This is a genomic window from Sphingomonas sp. NPDC079357 (genome assembly GCF_044901155.1).
In the GTDB taxonomy this organism is placed as follows: domain Bacteria; phylum Pseudomonadota; class Alphaproteobacteria; order Sphingomonadales; family Sphingomonadaceae; genus Sphingomonas.
Map to the genome: position 1 here is coordinate 1305013 of NZ_JBJDOM010000001.1, position 21600 is coordinate 1326612.

At 68.4% G+C, this 21600-nt stretch carries 17 protein-coding genes and 1 tRNA gene; 8 read left to right on the plus strand and 10 right to left on the minus strand.

All coding sequences use genetic code 11. The features are described 5' to 3' along the window. The first annotated feature begins 56 nt into the window (after nucleotides 1-56). Nucleotides 57-1049 carry an alpha/beta fold hydrolase gene (locus tag ACI2JO_RS06130; RefSeq protein WP_404720335.1) on the plus strand — a complete coding sequence of 331 codons (993 nt, stop codon included), beginning with the start codon at nucleotides 57-59 and terminating at the stop codon, nucleotides 1047-1049. Between the two features lie 136 nt (nucleotides 1050-1185). Here ACI2JO_RS06130 and alr read toward each other — a convergent pair whose 3' ends face one another. The 7 genes from alr to ACI2JO_RS06165 form a co-directional block, all read right to left on the minus strand. Beyond that, complete coding sequence (gene alr, locus ACI2JO_RS06135; RefSeq protein WP_404719818.1) at nucleotides 1186-2232, minus strand: alanine racemase; 1047 nt, start codon at nucleotides 2230-2232, stop codon at nucleotides 1186-1188. 376 nt (nucleotides 2233-2608) lie between these two features. Continuing rightward, on the minus strand, nucleotides 2609-2914 hold the full coding sequence (locus ACI2JO_RS06140) for a hypothetical protein (protein ID WP_404719819.1): 306 nt from the start codon (nucleotides 2912-2914) through the stop codon (nucleotides 2609-2611). A gap of 12 nt (nucleotides 2915-2926) precedes the next feature. Then, entirely contained in the window at nucleotides 2927-5200 is a 2274-nt protein-coding gene (locus tag ACI2JO_RS06145) for a ribonuclease R family protein (RefSeq protein WP_404719820.1), read from the minus strand. A 45-nt stretch (nucleotides 5201-5245) separates the two neighbouring features. Next, complete coding sequence (locus tag ACI2JO_RS06150) at nucleotides 5246-6022, minus strand: metallophosphoesterase family protein (RefSeq protein WP_404719821.1); 777 nt, start codon at nucleotides 6020-6022, stop codon at nucleotides 5246-5248. A gap of 70 nt (nucleotides 6023-6092) precedes the next feature. Beyond that, nucleotides 6093-6719 carry a DUF1190 domain-containing protein gene (locus ACI2JO_RS06155; RefSeq protein ID WP_404719822.1) on the minus strand — a complete coding sequence of 209 codons (627 nt, stop codon included), beginning with the start codon at nucleotides 6717-6719 and terminating at the stop codon, nucleotides 6093-6095. Between the two features lie 10 nt (nucleotides 6720-6729). Continuing rightward, complete coding sequence (locus ACI2JO_RS06160; protein WP_028967110.1) at nucleotides 6730-7143, minus strand: DUF350 domain-containing protein; 414 nt, start codon at nucleotides 7141-7143, stop codon at nucleotides 6730-6732. Between the two features lie 287 nt (nucleotides 7144-7430). Next, nucleotides 7431-8072, minus strand: a complete 642-nt coding sequence (locus ACI2JO_RS06165) for a DUF2491 family protein (RefSeq protein ID WP_404719823.1) — start codon at nucleotides 8070-8072, stop codon at nucleotides 7431-7433. A gap of 88 nt (nucleotides 8073-8160) precedes the next feature. Here ACI2JO_RS06165 and ACI2JO_RS06170 point away from each other — a divergent pair, with 88 nt between their 5' ends. Genes ACI2JO_RS06170 through ACI2JO_RS06180 form a run of 3 tightly spaced genes read left to right on the plus strand, consistent with a single transcriptional unit; the run spans nucleotide 8161 to nucleotide 10502 of the window. After that, nucleotides 8161-8586 (plus strand): YjfI family protein, encoded by a 426-nt coding sequence (locus ACI2JO_RS06170; protein WP_404719824.1) that lies wholly within the window; start codon nucleotides 8161-8163, stop codon nucleotides 8584-8586. A gap of 14 nt (nucleotides 8587-8600) precedes the next feature. Next, nucleotides 8601-9329: a PspA/IM30 family protein gene (locus ACI2JO_RS06175; protein WP_028967112.1), complete on the plus strand. Its 729-nt coding sequence runs from the start codon at nucleotides 8601-8603 to the stop codon at nucleotides 9327-9329. A gap of 6 nt (nucleotides 9330-9335) precedes the next feature. Continuing rightward, nucleotides 9336-10502: a glutathionylspermidine synthase family protein gene (locus tag ACI2JO_RS06180; protein ID WP_404719825.1), complete on the plus strand. Its 1167-nt coding sequence runs from the start codon at nucleotides 9336-9338 to the stop codon at nucleotides 10500-10502. Between the two features lie 137 nt (nucleotides 10503-10639). Here ACI2JO_RS06180 and ACI2JO_RS06185 read toward each other — a convergent pair whose 3' ends face one another. The 3 genes from ACI2JO_RS06185 to ACI2JO_RS06195 form a co-directional block, all read right to left on the minus strand. Continuing rightward, a complete protein-coding gene (locus ACI2JO_RS06185) occupies nucleotides 10640-11062 on the minus strand; it encodes a VOC family protein (RefSeq protein ID WP_404719826.1) in 423 nt (140 codons plus the stop codon). Between the two features lie 179 nt (nucleotides 11063-11241). After that, nucleotides 11242-14559, minus strand: a complete 3318-nt coding sequence (locus ACI2JO_RS06190) for a glycosyltransferase (protein ID WP_404719827.1) — start codon at nucleotides 14557-14559, stop codon at nucleotides 11242-11244. A gap of 78 nt (nucleotides 14560-14637) precedes the next feature. Then, nucleotides 14638-15279 carry a Crp/Fnr family transcriptional regulator gene (locus ACI2JO_RS06195; protein WP_404719828.1) on the minus strand — a complete coding sequence of 214 codons (642 nt, stop codon included), beginning with the start codon at nucleotides 15277-15279 and terminating at the stop codon, nucleotides 14638-14640. A 289-nt stretch (nucleotides 15280-15568) separates the two neighbouring features. Between ACI2JO_RS06195 and ACI2JO_RS06200 the strand changes: the two genes are divergently transcribed. From ACI2JO_RS06200 to ACI2JO_RS06215, 4 genes are all read left to right on the plus strand, one after another. Then, nucleotides 15569-18943 carry an amidohydrolase family protein gene (locus tag ACI2JO_RS06200; RefSeq protein ID WP_404720336.1) on the plus strand — a complete coding sequence of 1125 codons (3375 nt, stop codon included), beginning with the start codon at nucleotides 15569-15571 and terminating at the stop codon, nucleotides 18941-18943. Continuing rightward, nucleotides 18927-19217 (plus strand): hypothetical protein, encoded by a 291-nt coding sequence (locus ACI2JO_RS06205; RefSeq protein WP_404719829.1) that lies wholly within the window; start codon nucleotides 18927-18929, stop codon nucleotides 19215-19217. The genes ACI2JO_RS06200 and ACI2JO_RS06205 overlap by 17 nt, the downstream gene beginning before the upstream one ends. Before the next feature lie 34 nt (nucleotides 19218-19251). Continuing rightward, nucleotides 19252-19325, plus strand: a tRNA-Gly gene (locus ACI2JO_RS06210). 144 nt (nucleotides 19326-19469) lie between these two features. Beyond that, entirely contained in the window at nucleotides 19470-21497 is a 2028-nt protein-coding gene (locus ACI2JO_RS06215) for a DUF6538 domain-containing protein (RefSeq protein WP_404719830.1), read from the plus strand. Nucleotides 21498-21600 lie beyond the last annotated feature (103 nt).

The following is a 21600-nucleotide window of genomic DNA, read 5'->3' on the forward strand; positions in this document are numbered from 1 at the left end:
ATGTGGCGCTGCAACACGCTGGTTACGGTCCGCGACCGCTTCCGCTTTTCCTCGACATGCTGCGCCGCGAAACTGCAACATCACCGCAACAGGCGGTTGCAGCATTGGCCGGGTTGCGTCGTTTTCAGGACGCGCCGCGCAAACGGCGGCGGATGCGACCGGTGCGCTATCGCAGCGGTGCCGCACGGCTGCGCGATGGTGCGCGCGGCAGCGACGGCGTGCCGGTGATACTGGTGCCATCGCTCATCAACCCGCCCTGGGTGCTCGACCTCGCCCCCGGCCGCTCGCTCGTCGCGCATCTCGCCGCGGCTGGCTTCCACCCGTGGCTGGTCGACTGGGGGACGCCGCGCACGCAGGATGCCACGCTCGACCTCGCCGGCCATGTCACGCACCGTCTGCTCCCGATGCTAAGGCGGTTCGACCGCCCGGTGCTGCTCGTCGGCTATTGCCTCGGCGGGACACTCGCGCTTGCCGCCGCCGCGGCCGCCGCCCCCGGCCGCGTCGCCGGCGTCGCAACGATCGCCGCTCCCTGGCACTTCGCCGGCTATGGCGACGAGGCACGCGCTGCGCTCGCCGCGCTATGGACGCAGGTTGCGCCGGGCGCAAAGTCGCTGGGCGTGCTGCCGATGGAAGTGCTCCAGACCGCTTTCTGGCAGCTCGACCCGGCGCGCACGATTGCCAAATACGCCGCCTTCGCGACGATGGCGCCGCAGCGCGCCGCTGACTTCGTGCAGTTGGAGGATTGGGCGAACGGCGGCGCCCCGCTCACCTATGCCGCCGGGGCCGATCTGTTCGAGACCTTGCTCGCCAAAGACCGGCCGGGGCGCGGCAATTGGCAGGTCGGCGGCCACATGGTCGACCCGCACGCCTTGCCGTGCCCCGCGATCGAGTTCGTGTCACTCACCGACCGCATCACGCCCGCGGCCACCGCGATCGGTCTTGCCGCGCGCCGCGACCTTGCCGCCGGGCATGTCGGGATGATGGTCGGTGGCCGCGCGCGCGCGCTGCTCTATGATCCGCTCACCGACTGGCTGCGCATGGCGGGGTGATGCCGGACATTTTCCCGCACGTCGGCATACAACCTGCCGTTCGTCCTGAGCTTGTCGAAGGACGTGCGCGACGGGATGCGTGCTACGACAGGCTCAGCACGAACGGATGTGGCGTGCACCGCGCGTGCGCAATTCCTTACGACCACACCCGCTCGAACCGATGCCCCAGCCCGGTCAGCAGCTCATATTGGCTGACCCCGCTGGCGGCCGCGACATGGACCAGATCGTCGTCGAACCGTACCCAGTCGCCCTCGCACACCGCCGCAGCACTGGCGTCGAGCGCGAGCAGGTCCATCGACACGCGCCCGATCACCGGCAGCGGCGCATCGCCCGCGAACGCGCAGCCACGGCTCGACAGCGCGCGGCGATAGCCGTCGGCGTAACCGAGATTGACGATCGCCACCGGTAGATCGCGCTCCGCCTGCCATGTCGCATTATAGCCGACCGTCTCGCCCGCGCGCACCGTCCGGCATTGCAGCACCTCCGCCGCGATCGTCGCGACCGGGCAGATCGATCCCGCCAGCGCCGCGACCGGCACCCCACCATACAGCGCCAAACCGGGGCGCGTCAGATCGAAATGATAGCCATCGCCCAGCGCGATCCCCGCGGAATTGGCGAGGCTCATCCGCTTGGCATCGGTCCGCCCCGCCAGCGCCGCGAAGCGCGCGCGCTGCGTCTCGTTGAGCGCATGGGCCGGCTCGTCGGCGCAGGCGAGGTGGCTCATGAGAGTGTCGATCGCCAGCCCATCGAGCAGCCCGCCCGCGACCTCGGCCTCGCCGATGCCCAGCCGGTTCATGCCAGTGTCGACCATCACGTCGCACGGCTGCCCCGGCGCGATCAGCCGCCAGCGCGCGATCTGCGCCGCGGTGCTCAGCACCGGGCGGACGCCGGGCAGGTCGGGCAGCGGCAGGTCCGCCTCGCGCAACCCGTGCAGCACCGCGATCGTCGCGTCACGGCCGTCGATCAGGTCGGCGATCGCCGCCGCCTCAGCCCAGGTCGCGACGAACAGGTCGCGGCACCCGGCGTCGAGCAGCCGCGACACCACCGCGCGCGCGCCGAGCCCATAGCCATCGGCCTTCACCGCCGCCCCGCACGCCGCCGCCCCGCTCAACCGCGCCAGCGCGCGCCAGTTGGCGACCAGTGCGTCGGAGGAAAGGTACAGGCGGTTCGGACGGTGCGACATGGCTGCCCGGTTAGCGCCTGCACGCGCCCCGCGCCACTGGTGAGCGGGTTATGTGCCTGTGGATAACTCGGTGGACAGTCGGTTGGCAAACGGCGGACAGGCGGTTTGCTGACCTGTGGACAGACGGTGGATCGAACGTTCGCAAGCTGTGGACAGATTGTGGATGACTGGCATGGCGAAGAGTTCGGCCGCAAGAGAGCGCCCGGCCGATCGTCCAACAGCCGTCACCCCGGTCTCGCATCGGGGTCCCGCGTTTCACCCGACGTGCGGGCAACAGCGAGACCCCGGGGCAAGCCCGGAGTGACGATCCTCCATGATGTGAAATGCTGGCGCTGACGGACCTACTTGCGCCGCAGGGCTCCCAGCGTCGACGCGCCTACCCGCCGACCGCCATCGCACCCGCCGCCGCGAATCCGGCGATCGCCAGGATCCCCAGCACCCGCGCCAGCGACTCCTTGCGGTAATCCGACAGCCGTGCCTCGTTGAGCCAGTACAGCCCTTCCGGCGTCTTCTCGATCGCGCCGAACGCCAACATCCGCTCGAACACGCGCCGGTCGAGCCGCGACGTCGGCGTCGGGAACTTCGTTGCGGTCTCCTTCGCCGTCGCGCCCGCCGAGGTGAAGTGCCAGGTGACGCGGTTGCGCGCCTTGGCGATCAGCGCCGCCATGATCGTGCCGGACATGCGAACTCCTTCTTACTTCTTGCGATTCTGATGACGCAGGTTGCCGGGCCGCCCGCGCCGCTTGAGCACGCGCGGCGGCTTGATGCCCTTCGCCGGCGCGCGCTCGGTCCGCGCGCCGCCATAGCGCCCCTCGGGCAGCTCGAAGCGCAGCGCCCCCGACACCGGATTGGCCTCGGCGAGCCGCAATTCCAGCCGCTGCCCCTGCGCATATTCCTCGCCGCTCTGCTCGCCGACCAGCCGTCGTGCCGCCTCGTCGAAGCGGAAATATTCGCCGCCCAGATCGCGGACCGGCATCAGCCCGTCACCGCCGATCCCGTCGACCGTCGCGAAGAAGCCGAAATTGGTGACGCCGGTGATCCGCACCTCGACCAGCTCGCCGACCCGCTCCGACAGGAACGCGGCGACATAGCGGTCGATCGTCTCGCGCTCGGCCTCCATCGCGCGGCGCTCCAGCTTGCTGATCGTCGTGCCCGCCAGCTCGAAATCCTCGTCGCCGTTCAACCCGCCCGGCCCCAGCCCGTAAGCCGACACCAAAGCGCGATGCACCATCAGGTCGGCGTAACGGCGGATCGGCGAGGTGAAATGCGCATAGCTTCCCAGCGACAGCCCGAAATGCCCGTGGTTCGCGGGCGCGTAATAAGCCTGCGTCTGCGAGCGGAGGATCTGCTCCATGATCTCCGGGCGGAACGGCACGTCGCCGACGCGATCGAGGATGCGATTGAAGGTCGCCGGCTTCACGACCTGCCCCAGCGCAAACGGCACCTCGAACGTCTCGAGATAATCCTTGAGCGCGACCAGCTTCTCGCGCGCCGGCGCTTCGTGGACGCGGTACATCACCGGCGCCTTCTTCGCCTCCAGCGCCTTGGCGGCGGCAACATTGGCGGCGATCATGAAGTCCTCGATCAGCCGGTGCGCGTCGAGCCGCTCGCGCGCCGCCACCGACATGATCCGCCCCTTCTCGTCGAGCACCACCCGCCGCTCGGGCAGGTCGAGGTCGAGCGGCTCGCGCTTGTCGCGCGCCGCGGCCAGCGCCCGCCAGCAGTCCCACAGCGGCACCAGCGCCCTCTCGGTCAGCGCATCGTCCCATCCAAAGCCGCTGCCGCCGTCGATCGCCGCCTGCGCCTCCTCATAGGCGATGTTCGCCGCCAGCCGCACCACCGCGCGCGTGAACCGCCAGCTCTTGAGCGCCCCCGCCTTCGTCACTTTCAGATGGCACGCCAGCGCCGCGCGATCCTCGCCCGCCTTCAGCGAGCAGACATCCGCCGACAGGATCTCGGGCAGCATCGGCACGACGCGATCGGGGAAATAGACCGAATTGCCGCGCGCGCGCGCCTCGCGGTCGATCGCGCTGCCCGGCCGCACGTAGAAGCTGACATCGGCTATCGCGACGATCGCCTTCCACCCGCCGTCGTTGGCGAGATCGTCGTCGGGGGTCGCCCAGACCGCATCGTCATGATCGCGCGCATCGGCCGGATCGATCGCCACGATCGGCAAGTGCGTCAGGTCCTCGCGCCCCTCGCCCAGCGGCTGCCGCGCCGCCGTCTCCGCCGCGTCGAGCGCCTCCTGCGCGAAGACATCCGGGATATTGTGCTTGTGGATCGCGATCAGCGAGAAGCTGCGTGGCGCGAACGGATCGCCGAGCCGCTGCACCACCTTCGCCATCACGCGCGGCGGCCGCCCGGCGATCTCGGCGCTGACCAGATCGCCCGCCTCGGCGCCGCCGGCGTCCGACACCGGATATTCGCGCCGCTCCTTCTTCTCGACGCCCTGCAACCAAAGCCGGTCGCCCTCGCGCCGCAGCACCCCGATCACCTGTTCGGAAGCGGGCGCGAGCACCTTCATCGGATGCGCGGTCCAGCCGCCGCCGGTTTCCTCGGTGCGCGCGAGGATCCGCTCGCCGACTCCCAAAGCGCCATGCTTGCGGTCGCGCACGCGGATCCGCGGGGTGGGCACATCGGCCTCCCAGCGCTCGGGCACGCCCCAGACGTTCCCGCCCTGATCGACGTCGACGATCCGCAGCACCGTCACCTTCGGCAGCCCGCCCATCTTGTGGAACGCGCGGCCGGGTGCGGAGTCGATCAGCCCCTCGTCGCCCATGTCCTTGAGCAGCGCCTTGAGCGCGATCTTCTGCTGCGCGGTCAGCCCAAAGGCACGCGCGATCTCGCGCTTGCCCGCGGGCGTCGCGGAGGAGGTGATGAAATCGAGGATCTGCTCGCGCGTCGGCAGGCCGGGGCTGGGTTTCTTGGGCACGGACGGGAGATAGGGGCTGTGGCGCGCGAAAGCCATCGAGTTAAGCCCTCTCCCCGCCGGGGAGAGGGCTACGGCGGTGCCCTACCGCCCCGCCGCCGTCGTCTCGCTGATCGGATACACCGGCTGCGCCGACATCGTCCGCACCAATGTCTCGAACCGATCGCCCTCGACCCGGATCTCGTTGAACGCCGGTGGCGAGTTGCGCGTCCGCTTCGACAGCGTCCCCGCGCCGATCATCCGCAATCGCCAGCCGTTGCGCTCATAGGGCATGTCGAACGGGTCGTGGACATGCCCCGACAGCACCGCATGGACCCCGGCATCCGCCAGCGCCGCCAGCGCGACATCGCCGCGCTTCGTCTTCGCGGTCCCCTGGCTCCCGCCGTCGATCAGCGGATGGTGCCCGGCGACGAAGATCAGATTGCCGCGCGGCGCCGCCTCGACCAGCGCCAGCGCGCGGCGCAGCGAGCCATGGCTCACTCGCCCCTTCGACCAGTTCCACCGCCATTGCGCGCGCGCGGTGGTCTTGAGCGGGACGATCGTGATCCCGTCGATCTCCAGCGGTCGCTCGATCATCTTCTCGACCGCCGCATAGCGCGAATAGGGCGCGAACAGCCGCCGCAGCGGGTCCCAGTAATAAGGGATGTCGTGATTGCCGACCTCCAGCGTCACCGGCACGCCGAGGCTCTTCAGCCACGCGCCGCCGTCATCGAACTCGCGCTTGGTCGCGCGCATCGTCAGGTCGCCGGTCATGATGACCGCATCGGGCCGTTCTTCCGCCACCACGTCGCGGAACCACGCGACCGCATCCGGGTCCTCCGCGCCGAAATGAACGTCGCTGACGTGGAAAAGCCGGGTCATTCCTGTCCTTTGTTCGCTTGACCTCAGCGCGAACGCATCACGCGCCGATCGGCTGCGTCACCCTCGGCCCTCAGCCGCCAAACGAGCGTCCGCCACCCCAGCCACCGCTGGAGCGAGCCGAGACCCGCCCGCCGAACCCGCCGCGCGACACCACCGAGCTGCGCGTCTGGATGCGCTGCGTGGTGATCGGCGCGGTCACCGCGCGCGACCCGACCTGATAATTGTACCCGCGCCCGCCATAGCCGCCGCCGTACAGCCACGCGCCCGACGGCGTGTACCAGCTGCCGTCGCGCCGGTTCTGGTACAGGCCGTTGTAGCGATAGCCCGAGCCGTTCAGCAGCCGCCCGATCATGAACCCGGTCAGCAGCGGCACGAAAAAGCTTTGCCCGCCCTCGTTGCGCGCCAGGCACTGGCCGGAGCCGAACTGGTCCTCGCACAGACTCTTCTCGTCGAAACGCGGCGCGGCCTTTCCGTCGGTGTTCGCGGCTTCCTTGGCGGCATTCTCGCACGTCACCTTGGCGAACGCGCCGCTGGCGACGCATTCGTCGACGGTCTTGAACGCCGACACTTCGGTGGGCGGGCCGAACTGCTGCTGGTCGGGTGTGCCGTCGCAGCCCGACAGCATCGCCAGCGCACCGGCCGCGGTCAGCCCGGCGGCGGCGGAACGCTTGCGGCGGGGGGGAGAGGAATCGGTCATCGCGTCGGCCTCAATAGCTCATGCAGGCGGCGTTGAGCAGCCCGATCGCGATCGACGTCGCCGCCATATAGACCGCGCTCGCGACATTGCCGGTTTCGATCCGCGCCACCAGATCGCGGATCACGATCCGCCGCACCACCAGCGACGCCACCACCTGGATCACCCCGGCCAGCACGCCCCATGCCACGAACTCCAGCGGGTTGGCGGTCACCTCCAGCGCAGAGGCGAGCGGCAGCGCGAACCCGACGATCGCCCCGCCGAAGGTGATCGCGGCGGCCATATTGCCCTCCGCGACCAGCCGCCGTTCGTCATAGGGCGTCGAGACCTGATACAGCCATTTGAAGATCGCGAGGAACAGGCATGCGATCGCGAAGGCGATCAGGAAATGCCCGGCTCCGAACAGAAAGGCGGTCGTGTCGAACATGCGTGCTCCCCTTTTCTACGTGATCGATCGTCTAACGACCGCCCGCCTCACCCGAAACCGTCATTGCGAGCGTAGCGAAGCAATCTAGGGCGTCCTGGTCCAACACTGGATTGCTTCGCTACGCTCGCAATGACGGCTGACTCCGGCCTCATCCCCTTACCCCGCCATGATGCAGGACGCGGCAAGTCCGCCCCACCCCGTTCGTGCTGAGCCTGTCGAAGCACGTGCGCCACGCGGAACACCGGAGACACGCACGTCGACAAGCTCGATGCGAACGGCAGATGAGGCTACGCACTGAACTCCGCCGGCGACAGCGGCAGTCCGATCATGATGTCGTGCGTCGTATCGCCCCCTTCCGGTCGCGCCGACAGCGCGAGCAGCAGCTCCTGCCCTTCCGGCGCCAGATCGCGGACGTAGAGCATACATTGCTGACGGATATGCTTCACCGGATCGCCGTCGCGCTCGTAATAGAGCGCTTCCCACAATTGCACCGGCGGCTGCACCCGCTCGTCGCCATCGTACCAGAAGCGGCGGAAAGGCGGCAGCCCGGCCTCGTTCCACACCGGCTGGCTCAGCCGGTCGCGAAACGCCGCATCGTCCCACCCGCCGGTCGCATAGGTCGAGGACCACGGGCGAAACAGCGTGAAGTCGTCGGCGTCCGATCCGTCGGGCTGCTGGCTGACCGCCTGCAGCATCAGTTCGTCGTCGGTATAGAAACGGTGGACGTACCCGCCGCCGTCATCCAGCTTGATGATCCCCTGCGCGGTGATCTCCAGCGTGTCGCGGTCGAGCGTGAAGGTGCCGCCCGCCAGCCGCCGCCACGCCAGCGCATCGAGCCGCACCATCCGCCCGATCGTCACGTCGCGCACCACCGCCACCGTGCTGCGCGCCGCGTCGCGTCCGCCGCCGAACAGGCTGCCGAAGATCATGTCGCGCGCATTCCCGTCAGCCCAATCACCTTGCCAAAGGCTGCGGGCTTATGCTTGGAGTGTCAAGCATAGCGATAGGACGAAGAGCGTGGACGATACGGCACGGGTGTGGACGATCGGGCGGCTGGCCGAGGCGCTGGGTGCCGCCGATCATGCCGCGGAGGTCAGCGTCGAGCGCGTCGGCGACGTGCTGCGCGTCACGATGCGCGAACACGGCGACCTGGCGGTGTTCCTCAGCGTCGCGGGCGAGCAGATCGTCGTCTCCACGCTGCTGTGGCCGGTCGCCGAGATGGACGACCCCGCCGCCTTCAACCACTTTCTGCTCAAGGCGCAGAAGCTGGTCCCGCTGTCCAATTTCGCGATCACCGAGGTCGACGGGCGTGAATATTACGAGCTGATCGGCGAGCTTTCGATCGAGTCGACGCTGCGCACGATCCTGATCGAGCTGCGCGTGCTGGCGCACAATGCGCTCGACGCCGCCGCCGACCTGCGCCACGCCTTCGCCGCCGCCTGAGGAACTACGATACCATGTCGATGTGGAAGCAATTCGTCACGCTGATCCGCGGCACCGCGCACGAGGCGGGCCAGTCGGTGGTCGACGCGCGTGCGCTGACGATCCTCGACCAGCAGCTCCGCGATGCCGGGACCGCGCAGGCCAAGGCGCGCGACGATCTCGCTACCGTCACCGCCAAGCGTCGGCTGATCGAGAAGGACATCGAGCAGCTCTCGGCGCAGCGCGACAAGTACGAGGCGTCGGCGCGCGCCGCGATGGGTCGCGGCGACATGGACCTCGCGCGCGAAGTCGCCGAGCGGCTCGCGCAGATCGAGCGCGAGTTGAACGCCAAGAACCCGCAGGTCGCCGACATGCGCACCGCCGAAGACCGGATGCGCGGGATCATCAAGCAGGGCGACGGCAAGATCGAGGCGCTGCGCCGCGAGGTCGACGTCGTCCGCGCCAACGAAAGCGTCCAGCAGGCGCAGGCGCAGATCGCCAGCAACACGCATGGCGCGCAATCGCAGCTCGGCTCGGCCGCTGACAGCCTCGCGCGGCTCAAGGAGCGGCAGGCGGTGCGCGAGGAGAAGTTCCGCGCCTCGGCCGAGCTGGAGGACATGCGCACCGGCGCCGACCTCGACGCCAAGCTGGAGCGCGCCGGGCTGTTGCCGGGCGCGTCGAGCGCCGACGACATCCTCGCCCGCCTGTCCGCCCCGCGCGACGGCGGCGAGGCGAAACGCCTCGACGACAAATCCGGCGGCTGATCGTCGGTGGAACGCATCGTCACGGGTGAGCGCGCCGGGTGGGAGGACACCGCCCGCGCGATGGGCTTCACCTTCCATCACATGGATGGTCAGCGTTACTGGGACGAACGCGCTTATTACCGCTTCTCGCTCGACGAAATCGAGGCGGGAATAGAGACGCCGAGCGCAGAGCTGCATTATTTTTGCCTCGATCTGGTCACCGAGGTGGTCGGAAGCGATACCCTGATGCACCGGCTGGCGATCCCCGAGGCGATGCGCGACGTGGTCGCGGCGTCGTGGAAGGCGAACGCGCCCTCGCTCTACGGCCGCTTCGACTTCGCCTATGATGGCACCGGCCCGGCCAAGCTGCTGGAATATAACGCCGACACCCCGACGAGCATCTACGAGACCGCGCTGTTCCAGTGGCAATGGCTCGAAGACCGCATCGCCGACGGCACCCTCCCCGCCGACGCCGACCAGTACAACCGCCTCCACGACGCGCTGGTCGCTCGCTTCGGCGCGCTGCTAACCCCCGGAAGTACCTTGCATTTCGCGAGCGTCGCCGATCACGAGGAAGACCGGCAGACCGTCCGCTATCTCGAGGATACCGCGCGTCAGGCCGGGCTCGATCCGGCGTTCGTCGCGATCGACCGGATCGGCGTCGACCGCGACGGCCAGTTCGTCGACGAGGAAAGCGTTCTGATCGCAGCGCTTTTCAAGCTCTACCCATGGGAGGACATGCTGCGCGAGCCGTACGCTGCGCACCTGCCCGCGACGAAGACCATGTTCCTCGAACCGGCTTGGAAGGCGATCCTGTCGAACAAGGGGATGCTCCCGCTGCTCTGGGAGCGCCACCGTGGCCATCCCAACCTCCTCCCCGCCGCCTTCGCCGACGATGCGGCAGGCGTCGCGAAAATCGGCGACCGCTTCGTCCGCAAGCCGCTGTTTTCACGCGAAGGCTGGGACATCGAGCTCCACGACGGCCCGTCCGAAGACCACGGCCCTGAAGGCGGCTACGGCGAGGAAGGCCATATCATTCAGGCGCTCAGCCCACTCCCGGTCTTCGACGGCCAACATGCGGTGATCGGATCATGGATCGTCGGCGACGAGCCGGTCGCGCTGTCGATCCGCGAAGACGACGGCCCGATCACCCGTGACCTAGCCCGCTTCGTCCCGCACGCAATCGTCGACTAACGTAGCTGTCACCCCGGCGAAGGCCGGGGCCCAGTTGGGAAGGCCTTGGTAACAGGGCGTTCCACGTCGTCACGATCGTTCCGAAGCTTGACCCGGCCTCGTCGAGGTGACGCAAGTAGAGGGGCAATCGGTCAGCGCTACTTCGCCGCCACCCCACGGCTGTCGCTGACTTCCAGCCAATAGCCATCCGGGTCCTGCGTGTAGATCTGCCGCACGCCGTCGAAGCGGGTCTGCATCGTCCGCGGCTTGCCCGCCAGATCGGTCCACGGCCGCTTGTGCGCGTCGAGCCACGCGGTCACGCTCGCCAGATCGTCGACATGGATCGCGACATGCTCGGCGATGTTCGACGGCTTGGGCGCGGTCCGTCCGTCGAGGATGTGCATCGCGAAACCGTTGCCGAGATCAATCCAGCGCCGGTTGGGCAGCGGCTGCTTGATGAGCTGCAGCCCGAACGCCTCGTGATAGAAGGTCGCGCTGCGATCGATATCCGACGCCTGAATCGCGACATGCTCGCCCTGCGCAGCGGCGGCGAGGACGAACAGGGCAGATAACAACGACATGAGGGCACGCTCCGGCAACATCAGGTAAGGCACGCTACCGCATTTTGCCGCCCGCGCCAGCCCGGCGAAACCCTGTCCTACACCGTCCCACATCCGGCATCACGCCGTAATGATGCCGCCGTCCATCCTCAACGTTCACCCCGCCAGCGTCTCAACATTCGCAACATCCGCGGTTGAGGTCACGCCGCCGCGCGCAGCGGTTCCGGCGGCGCGCCCGCTTCGTTCACCGCAACGCTGCCGGTGCGCTCCAGCTTGCCCCATCCGACCTTCGGCCCCGTCGCGGCGACGTACAGCGCCCGCAACACCACCGCATACAACAACTGCCGATACCCAAACCGCTGCATCAACAAGCGGATACCCGGGAAACGCGCCTCGCGTCCGTCGAGCCGGTAGGCGATCCACCCGCACGCCAGGTCGACCGCCGCGAACGCCGCCCAGAACGCGACCACGGTCAGCGCGTCACCGCCCGCCGCGTCCCAGCCGCGATCATGGACGCGCCACATCGTGCCTCCGATGCCGAGCAACAGCGCGATGTCGATCAACGGTGCCGCCAGCGTGAACAGGAACTGGAACACCAACGCCTGCGGCAAGCCGACGCGCCCCAGCCCGCCGCGCTGCCCCAGCGCGCCGCGGTGCTTCCACAGGCATTGCAGCGTCCCGAATGCCCAGCGGAAGCGTTGCTTGAACAGCGCACGCACCGTCTCCGGCGCCTCGGTCCAGGCGATCGCCTCGTTGTCGCACGCCACGCGCCACCCGGCGCGCTGCACCGCGATCGTCAGATCCTGGTCCTCGGCCAGCGTGTCCTCGGGATATCCACCGACCGCATCGAGCGCGGTGCGCCGCCATGCGCCGACCGCGCCCGGTACCACCGTCACCGCGCCGAGCGCCAGCAACGCGCGCCGCTCCAGATTCTGCGCGGTGACATATTCCAGCGCCTGCCAACGCGTGATGAGGTTGGTCCGGTTGCCGACCTTGGCATTCCCCGCCACCGCGCCGATCAGTGGGTCGGCGAACCAGCGCGTCAGCTTCGCGATCGTGTCGGGTTCGAACTGCGTATCGGCGTCGAGCGCGATCACCACATCGCCGCGCGCCTGTGCCAGCGCGGTATTGAGCGCACGCGCCTTGCCGCCGTTCGTCAGCGTCAGCAGCCGGACGCGCGGGTCGATCCCGAACGCCGCCTGCACGACTGCGCTGGTGCCGTCGGTCGAGCCGTCGTCGATCACGATCACCTCGATGCGCGGTCCGGTACTGGCAAGGATGCGCCGCACCGACGCCTCGATCACGCGCGCCTCGTTGAAGGCGGGGATCAGCACCGAAACGAACGTCGGCACCAGATGCGGTGCATTGTCCGGCGCCGCCTCGCGCCGCCGCCGCCAGAGCGCGAGCCCGGTCAGCGCCACCGCGCGCATCATGCCGATCGCGATCACCGTCGCGAACAGCACCGCCCCGGCATCGCGCAGCCACGCCAGCCCGTCGAACAGCCCGCGCGTCCCCGCCGCATCTGCCGCCGCCGAGCCGCGCAGCTGCGGCATCACCGCTGCCGTCGAAAGCCGCGCGAGCGTCGAGACGGGAACGAAGTCATACCCACGCGCTCGCAATCCGTGGATGATGAGCGGCAGCGCGCGAAGCGTCTGCGTCCGGTCGCCGCCCGAATCATGGAGCAGCACGACCTGGGCCGGACGCTCGGCGGTGCCCGCCGCGACCTGCGCGATCACTCGCTCGGCGATCAGCTCGGCGCGCGGCCCCTGCCAGTCGAGCGGGTCGACGTTGAGCCCGACCGTCAGATATCCCAGCCGCGCGGCGACCCGGGTCGCATGCAGCTCGTCACGCCGGTCAGGATCGGCGTCGCCGAGGAATGGCGGACGGAACAACGTCATCGCGCGCCCGGTGTACGCCTCGACGATCCGCTCGGTCGCCTTCAGTTCCAGTGCGATGGCGTCCTCCGACCGGCGCGACAGATCGGCGTGCGAGGTAGAGTGGTTGCCCAGCTCGCCGCCCTGCGCGACGATCCGCCGCAGCAGCGCGCCCTGCCCCAGCGCATTGGTGCCGGTGACGAAAAAAGTCGCAGGCGCGTGTTCGCGCGCCAGTATGTCGAGGATCCGTGGCGTCCACGCCGGATCCGGCCCGTCGTCGAAGGTCAGCGCGATCTGGCGGCGGTGCGCGCCGGTGCGCTCGACGATATCGGGCTGCGGCAATTGTACGAAGCGCGCGGCACGGATCAGCCCGTCACGCCACGTCACGTCGCGCGTGCCCGGTGTCGCCTCCGCGGTAATGCGCATGATCTCACCCTTCCCGCGCACCGCGATCCCGGCCGGGGCCGGCACCGTGCGCAGATCAGGTCGCCTGGAGCCGGACAATGCGCGCCACACCGACGAATCCTCACTGCCCAGCCGCCACAAGGCGACGCCGGCCGCACCGGTGCGCCGCACCACCGCCATTTGGTTGGTGGCGCTCGGCGCGTCGAGCATCCAGACCTCGTGATGCCGGCCGTCCCGATTATAGGCGAAGTGGCTGTTGCCGCTCGCGACGTCGAACTGCGGCGTCACCCCGGCCTGCGCGGCCAGCGCCAGCGCGTCGGAGATCGCGAGCGGGACGGTCGTGCGTCCCTGCCAGTCATAGGCATAGCTGCCGATCGCGACGATCGCCTTGTCCGCACCGGCCTGTGCTACCGCCTGTGCCACCACGCGCGCGAACCACGGTTGCGACGCGATCGGCCCCGCCGCGCCGCCCATCCAATGTTCGTCATAGGCCATCAGCACCAGCCGATCGGCAACCGCGGCATAAGCGCGCAGGTCCCAATCGGGATCGGCGACCGGCGTCGCCAGCGCCACCGTCCAGCCACGCGGCGCAAAGCGCGTCCGCAATTCACCGAGGAACACGCGATAGTCACGATGCGCGCTTGCCGGCAGGCTCTCGAGATCGAGCATCACGCCCGCGCCGCGCTCACGCGTGACCAAGGCGACGATCTGGTCCGCGAGCCGTGCGCGCGCGGCGCGATCGGCGAGCAATGCGGCGGTGCCCGAACCATCCCAGCTTCCGTCCGCCGCGGCATTCTGCACCATCGGCAGCACGCGCGGGCGACGCCTCGCGTGCGCCAGCACCTGCCGCATGTACGGATCGTCCTCGGCGATGAAACGGTGATTTGCGCCGGTGACGGTCGCGAGCCCTGGCACCAGCCACTCCAGCTCGCCGACATGCGCCGCCAGCGATTGCCGCGACGGCGCATCCCAGGGCATGTAGAAGCCCATCGTCCCGCCGGTCAGTGCAGCGCCGTTCTTCGCGGGCAACCACGCCCCGCCCGGCACGTCGCGCGCCGGCACCGCCGTTGCAGCATGAGGAGCGTCGGGCATCTGAAAGCGTGGCGCGACGGCTGCGAGGGGGCGCACCACGGCCGCGATCAGCAAGGCGGCGAGCAGCAGCGGTACGCCCATCGCGACGCCCAACGCCACACGCACCCGCCGGGCGCGTCGCCCGCTGGCATCGTAGAAAATCGCCACGCCTGTGCTCGTCCCATCGTTCCGACCGATGGCAGCCCGTTAGACGAGGTTGACGAAGAAGCGGTTAACTACAGCGCGTCAGCCGCCCCCGTCGTTCAGCAGCCATCCCACGTCGCGCGTCATGACACGTTGTTGCCGTGCCGACATCGATCGCAAGCGTCCTGCATCGAGCAGCGAGATCCGGTGCCGGTCGCGCGAGACGAGACCGGCTTCGGCCATCTGCCGGAAGACGCGGTTAACGTGCACGGCGGTCAGGCCCAGATGGTCGCCGATCTGCTCCTGCGTCAGCGGCATGTCGAAGCCGTCCTCGCTCACCGCGCCCAGCGGGCGCAACCGCTCTTGGACATCCAGCAGCAACGCCGCGACCCGTGCGATCGCCGGAGTGCGCCCGATAGCAGCGAGCCGATCCATCAGCGCGACGCGCTCGCGCTGCACGCTCAGCAACATCGCGGCAGCGAAGCGCGGCGAGGATGCGAACAGCGCGCCGAACGCCGCCAGTGGCACGCGGCTGATTGTCACCGCCGTCAGCGCGGTCAGGGTATCGGCGGCTTGCGCGAGGCACATGCTCGGCGTGCCCAGCAGATCGCCGGGAAGGTGGAACTTGACGATTTGCCGCTCCCCGCCAGGCAGCAGCACCGACGCTCCGACCCAGCCGCTCAGCAACAGATAGACATGGCGCGGCACCTCGCCCTCGCGGCGCAACACGGCATGGCGCGGCAAGGGCGTCGACGCATCCCCCAATGCATTTACCCGCTGCCGATCCTCTTCGGACAGCGCGACAAATTCCTCAAAACGATGTAGGGGCAAGCGTTCAGGCACACAATATTCCCGCAAAGTCCGATCGCATCCTAGACATGGTTTGACGACGCTAGCGCTGATCCATTTTATTGGACCGGCCACTTTCGCATCATGGCCGCACTCGCCGCGATTTGGCGCGTGACGTGCCGTCCGGATCGCGGCACGATGGCGGTGCAATCAGGGGAAATCTCTTAACGTGACCTTTCGCGCCATGACCGCCATCGCCTTGTGCCTGCTCGCCGCGCCGCTCGCCGCACAGGAAAAGCCGGTCGAACAGACCCAGGTGCCCGAGAATGAGGCGACCGCACCGACACCCGATCCCGCCGGAACCCTGCCGCCGCCCGCACCGGCCACCGCCGCCGCCGGCGCGAAGGACGCCAAATCCGCCAAATGGGACGTCAACGCACCGCGTGGGCTACGCACGAAGCAGGTGCGGATCACGACGGACGAAGGCAGCTGGATGAACGTCGACGTGTCGCCGGACGGGCGGACGATCGCCTTCGACCTGCTCGGCGACATCTACACGATGCCGATCGCGGGCGGCACGCCGACGCGCATCGCCGAGGGGCTGGCGTTCGAGCATCAGCCGCGCTTCTCGCCCGATGGCCGCCGGATCGCCTTCACCTCCGACCGCGGCGGTGGCGACAACATCTGGGTGATGAACGTCGACGGCAGCGACAAGCGGCAGGTGACCAAGGAGGATTTCCGCCTGCTCAACCAGCCGACGTGGAGCCCGGACGGGCGCTTCATTGCCGCCAAGAAGCATTTCACCACCGGCCGCTCGCTCGGCACCGGCGAGGTGTGGCTCTACCATGTCTCGGGCGGCGGCGGGGTGCAGCTGGTCAAGCGCGCCAGCGAGGTGCTGCAAAAGGAATTGGGCGAACCGATCTACGCCCCGGATGGCAAAAGCATTTATTACACCCGCAACGTCTCGTCGGGACCGATCTTCGAATATGCGCAGAATTCGCGCACCGACCTGTTCGACATCGAGCGCTATGACATCGACACCGGCGAGGTGACGACTGCGGTCAGCGGCGTCGGCGGCTCGGTGCGCCCGACCCCGTCGCGCAATGGCAAGATGATCGCGTTCGTCCGTCGCGACGACAATGTCACGAAATTGTGGGTCAAGGATCTCGCCAGCGGTGACGAGCGGATCGTCTACGGCCCGCTCGACCGCGACGTGCAGGAGACGTGGGCGGTCACCGGCGTCTATCCGAACATGAGCTGGACCCCCGACGACAAGGCGATCGTCTTCTGGTCGGGCGGCAAGCTGCGCCGCGTCGGCATCGACGGCGGCACTGCGGGCGTGATCCCGTTCCGCGTCGACGACACGCGCGTGATCGCCGAGGCCGCGCACCCGCAGGTCGAGGTCGCCCCCGCCCGCTTCATGACCAGGGCGACACGCTGGGCGACCGTCTCACCCGACGGCAAACAGGTGGTGTTCGAGACGCTCGGCAAGCTCTGGATCAAGCCGCTCGCCGGCGGCGCGCCGAAGCGACTGACACGCGCCACCGACGAGATGGAGCTGTGGCCAAGCTGGTCGCGTGACGGGCGCACGATTGTCTTCACCGGCTGGACCGACGCCGGGCTCGGGCAGATCCGCACCGTCGCGGCGAGCGGCGGCGCCGCGAAGGCGGTGACGACAATTGCGGGCCATTACCGCCGGCCGCGCTTCTCGCCCGACGGCAAGACGATCGTCTTCGAACAGGGTGAGGGCGGCGAGCTGACCGCCCCGCGTGGCAACCCCGGCACCGGCGTCTACCGCGTTGCCGCGAGCGGCGGCGCGCCGGTCCGCGTCGCGAAAGACGCCGCCGCGCCACAATTCGGCACCGCCAGTGACCGCGTCTTCCTGATCGTCAACGAAGCCAACAAGCGCCAGCTGGTCAGCACCGATCTGTCGGGCGAGAACCGCCGCGTCCATGCCGCGGGCGAGCTGGTCAACGACTTCCAGATTTCGCCGGCCGGCGATTACGTCGCGTTCCGCCAGAATTACGAAGCCTTCGTCATGCCGCTGATGCCCGGCACGCAGGCAGTCGAGGTCGACACCAAGTCGGGCGCGCTGCCGGTGACGCGGGTCAGCGCGGACGGGGCGGACTTCATCAACTGGTCCGACAACGGCAAGCGCATCCACTGGAGCACCGGCCCGACGCTCTATTCCGCCGACACCGCCGCGCTGTTCCGCACCGCGCCGGCCGACGAGGACGCCGCCAAATTCGCCGCGCCGCGCACCGGCGTGTCGCTGTCGATGGACGTCGCCGCCGCAAAGCCGACTGCGACCGTCGCGCTCACCGGCGCGCGCGTCGTGACGATGGCCGGCGCCGATGGCGGTATCATCGATAACGCCACGGTGCTGATCCGCGGCGACCGCATCGTCGCGGTGGGCCCGCGCGCCTCGGTCCAGATCCCGGCGGGCGCGACGTCCGTCGACGTCACCGGCAAGACGATCATCCCCGGCTTCGTCGACGCGCATGCGCACGGGCCGCAAGGCGACGACGAGTTGGTCCCGCAGCAGAACTGGTCGGCGATGGCCAATCTCGCGCTCGGCACCACCACCGTCCACGATCCGTCGTCGCGCTCGGCGGAGATCTTCCCCGCCGCCGAGATGCAGGCCGCCGGGCTGGTGCTTGCGCCGCGCACCTTCTCGACTGGCGAGGTGATCTATGGCGCGAAAAGCCCTGACGTCTATGCGCAGATCGACAGCTACGACGATGCGCTGTCGATCGTCCGCAGGCTGAAGGCGCAGGGCGCGCACAGCGTCAAGAACTACAACCAGCCGCGCCGCGAACAGCGCCAGATGGTAGTCGCCGCCGCGCAGGCCGAGGCGATGGAAGTCGTGCCGGAGGGCGGCTCGCTCTACACGCTCGACATGTCGCTGGTGCAGGACGGCAATTCGACGCTCGAGCACAATGTCCCGCTCGAGCATTTCTACAATGACGTGCTCAGCCTGTGGGCGCAGACGACGGTCGGCTACACCCCGACGTTGGTCGTCGCTTACGGTGGGCTGGCGGGCGACCCGTATTGGCGCGCGCACAGCGACGTGTGGCGGCACCCGCTGCTCACCCGACATGCCCCGCCCGCCTTGCTCGCCGCGCAGAACGCGCGCCGTCCGATCGCGCCCGAGCAGGATTATGTCGACGGCGCCACAGCGCGCGAGGCCAAGAAGCTTGCCGACAAGGGCGTGCATGTCGCAATCGGCGCACACGGCCAGCAACCCGGGCTCGGCGCGCATTGGGAGCTGTGGAGCTTCGTGCGTGGCGGGATGACCCCGATCGAGGCGCTGCGCGCCGGCACGATCGCCTCGGCGACCTCGCTGGGCTATCAGAAGGACGTCGGCTCGCTGGAACCCGGCAAGCTCGCCGATCTGGTCGTGCTCGACGCCGATCCGTCCGCCGACATCCGCAACAGCGACAGGATCAATCGCGTGATGCTCGGCGGCCGGCTCTACGACGCCGCCACCCTCAACGAAGTCGCGACCGGCAACCGCAAGCGCCTGCCTTACTGGTGGGAAACCGGCACCGGTCGCGGCGCGGACACCGGCGCGAAGGTGACGGTCGGCCATGGTCATGGCAATGGCGATCTCGACTGATGAGATGCCCCCGGCGGCCTTCCTTGCCACGCTCGAGGACTGGCCGCCGGGTCACGGCGAGGGCACGTACGACGGGCGGCGCTGGGGCGTCACACTCGCCGAGAGCGCCGACCGACGGCGCCTGTGGCTGTACGGCGAGGAACTCGGCGGCACGTTGCGAATAAGCTTCAACCTCTACCGCCTCGCCGGCGGGCGCGTCGCGCTGCGGCCGTGCGAGATGCCGGCGGCGACTGTGATCGCCTTCGTGCTGGGCTACCACGCCGAATCGCGTTGACGTCTCGGTTGCCTCATGGCAACGGGAGCGCCACGCGGGTGTAGCTCAATGGTAGAGCAGAAGCTTCCCAAGCTTACGACGAGGGTTCGATTCCCTTCACCCGCTCCACATTCGCGCTGAACCCACATAAATCCGCCATTCCGGCGTCCGGCCGCGCCTCGCGGGACACCGGATTGTGCACCAAGCTGTGCACACGATGGTAGCGTCCGCCCGCATGAGAGGTCCGCGCCGGCGTCCGGGCGAGACGTGGATGTGGCCTCGATTTCCTATCTGTGGCGGCGCGGCGCGCGCTATCACTATCGCCGCAGGTTGTACCTGCGGAAAATCGTCAACCGTCCTATAACGGTCCCTTTGACCACCGCAGATCCGGTCGAGGCACGTCGTCTCGCCACCCGGCTATCGGTAAAATGGGAGGTGTTGACGATGCAGATGTTCGATCGTGCCGGTCGCGGCTTTCTGAAAGCGGGCGAGTTGGAGAGCGTGTTCCGGGTGGCCCTAGACGAGGAACTGGGGCTGGCGATGGCCTCCCGGCTCGACGGTGACATGACGGCGGGGCTCGACCGTCGACCGCTCCGCGTCCTTGAGGCGACCTACCGGATTGCCGCCCGCCTGCCTGTCGATGCCGATAGCGTGCCATCCGACCTGATCGACGAGCTGACCGATGGCTTCTCGGCGAAGGACCGCGCCGCGGTCGTGCTCATGCTAAAATCGCTCGCTCCGCATCGAAGTGCCCGGCGAGATGCCGAGTGTGTGCTGCACCAGCTATCGGCGCCGGTGACCGACCGGACGATCGGCGATGCGCGAGTCCAGCTTCTCCTCGCCCGGGCGGAGGCTCAGGCGCGCGCGAACTTCGCGGGCCATCCGCTTGCCATTCGACAGGGCGATCCGTTCGCGGCGTTGCTCGACGACGATGTGGTCGCAGCGATCCGCCGGGCAGCGGCAGTCGGCACGGCTGATACGAATGGCGCGGCAACCGGTAGCGGCGACTCGCACGCACCCGCCGGCTCACTGTTCCTAATCCCGGACACCCGAAGGTTCAGCGAGGTAATCGAGCCCACCATCGCACTGATTCGCGGATCGGGCAGCTGGAATGCGGACATGGACCAGCGCCGGCGTGTCATCCATGGTTTCGTGTGGATCACCGGCGACAAGCGACTGTGCGACTATGGCCCAGCTGACGCTCAGCATTTTGCACAGACCTTGCGAAAGCTGCCGGTGGAGTTTCGGTGGGGAACCTTCGCAGAGGGGGCCATGTCCCGCCCGCTCGACGAGGTCCTAGCGGACATCAAAGCGATGAAGGTTAAGACGCCACGCAGCGACCGCACCTACAATCGCGACCTGACGATCATGGCGCGCTTTTCGCGAGAGCTGGCCAAGACATCCTGGCGGTCGAGGTACGGCAAGGACTTGATCGTCGACTTCCTCGCCTACGCCGCGTCGATCCCGGAAAATCCCGGCGATCCCGATAGAATGCCGTGGATGGAAGAGCAGCTGGTCTGCGCCTTCTCCAGTCCGATCTACACCGGCGGCGGCGGATGCAAGCGGCGGCTGAAGGCCGATCCGCAGGGTGTTGTCTGGCAGGATGCCGCTTACTGGGTACCGCTGCTGCTCGCCTATACCTTCATGAGCCGCGAAGAGGCGTGCGGTCTGGAGTGCGAAGAGGTCGTGTTCGACGTCAGCACCCCCTTCCTTCTCGTCAAGGCGAACATGACGAAGAGCAAGGACGGCGTCACGGCGGCAGGGCTCAAGCGCCCCTCGCGCTATCGCGTCATCCCGCTGCACCCGGAACTGCTGCGCCTCGGCTTCGAGGAGTATGTGGAGGCGATCGAGAGCGAAGGGCATAAAATGCTGTTTCCCGAACTGTATCGCGGGGATCTGGCGAAGCGTGGCGGCGTCCGGTTCTACGCGACGTGCGGCCGCTATCTGCTCGACCACGTCGACAGGATCACACCGCTCCTCCGCACCGCGTCGGGCAAGCGGGCCGATCTCCACTCCATGCGCACCTCAGGGGGCAGCGCGCTTGAGGATTCACAAGCCAAGCAGATCCACGTCGACGACATCATGGGCCATGCGCGCAAGGGCACGGGCCCGCGCAGTTATAGCAAGGCATGGTTCGCCAAAGGGGGCGCCGCGATCCTGGAAAAGCGGCTCGCGCTGATGTGCGAAGCGACGCCGAACGTCACTGCCCATCTCACGCCCGCCTCCCTCGGCCTGTTGCCGCTGGAAGAGCGTTCGCGGACCGGGTCGTCGGTGGGATGTGCATCACGAAGAAAGGGTTGATCGCCAAGCTACCTGCCGTGTCCGCTCGCTCGGACTAAACCGCGGCACGGCAGTGCTATGTGCGCGCGAGCCCCCACCTCACGTCCAAGCCGATCAGCAGGAC

Excerpts from the sequence above, each read along its gene's own strand:
- ACI2JO_RS06130 (WP_404720335.1), top strand. The coding sequence starts at position 57 with ATGCTGCGCCGCGAAACTGCAACATCACCGCAACAGGCGGTTGCAGCA.
- alr (WP_404719818.1), bottom strand. The coding sequence starts at position 2,232 with ATGTCGCACCGTCCGAACCGCCTGTACCTTTCCTCCGACGCACTGGTC.
- ACI2JO_RS06140 (WP_404719819.1), bottom strand. The coding sequence starts at position 2,914 with ATGTCCGGCACGATCATGGCGGCGCTGATCGCCAAGGCGCGCAACCGC.
- ACI2JO_RS06145 (WP_404719820.1), bottom strand. The coding sequence starts at position 5,200 with ATGGCTTTCGCGCGCCACAGCCCCTATCTCCCGTCCGTGCCCAAGAAA.
- ACI2JO_RS06150 (WP_404719821.1), bottom strand. The coding sequence starts at position 6,022 with ATGACCCGGCTTTTCCACGTCAGCGACGTTCATTTCGGCGCGGAGGAC.
- ACI2JO_RS06155 (WP_404719822.1), bottom strand. The coding sequence starts at position 6,719 with ATGACCGATTCCTCTCCCCCCCGCCGCAAGCGTTCCGCCGCCGCCGGG.
- ACI2JO_RS06160 (WP_028967110.1), bottom strand. The coding sequence starts at position 7,143 with ATGTTCGACACGACCGCCTTTCTGTTCGGAGCCGGGCATTTCCTGATC.
- ACI2JO_RS06165 (WP_404719823.1), bottom strand. The coding sequence starts at position 8,072 with ATGATCTTCGGCAGCCTGTTCGGCGGCGGACGCGACGCGGCGCGCAGC.
- ACI2JO_RS06175 (WP_028967112.1), top strand. The coding sequence starts at position 8,601 with ATGTCGATGTGGAAGCAATTCGTCACGCTGATCCGCGGCACCGCGCAC.
- ACI2JO_RS06185 (WP_404719826.1), bottom strand. The coding sequence starts at position 11,062 with ATGTCGTTGTTATCTGCCCTGTTCGTCCTCGCCGCCGCTGCGCAGGGC.
- ACI2JO_RS06200 (WP_404720336.1), top strand. The coding sequence starts at position 15,569 with ATGACCGCCATCGCCTTGTGCCTGCTCGCCGCGCCGCTCGCCGCACAG.
- ACI2JO_RS06205 (WP_404719829.1), top strand. The coding sequence starts at position 18,927 with ATGGCGATCTCGACTGATGAGATGCCCCCGGCGGCCTTCCTTGCCACG.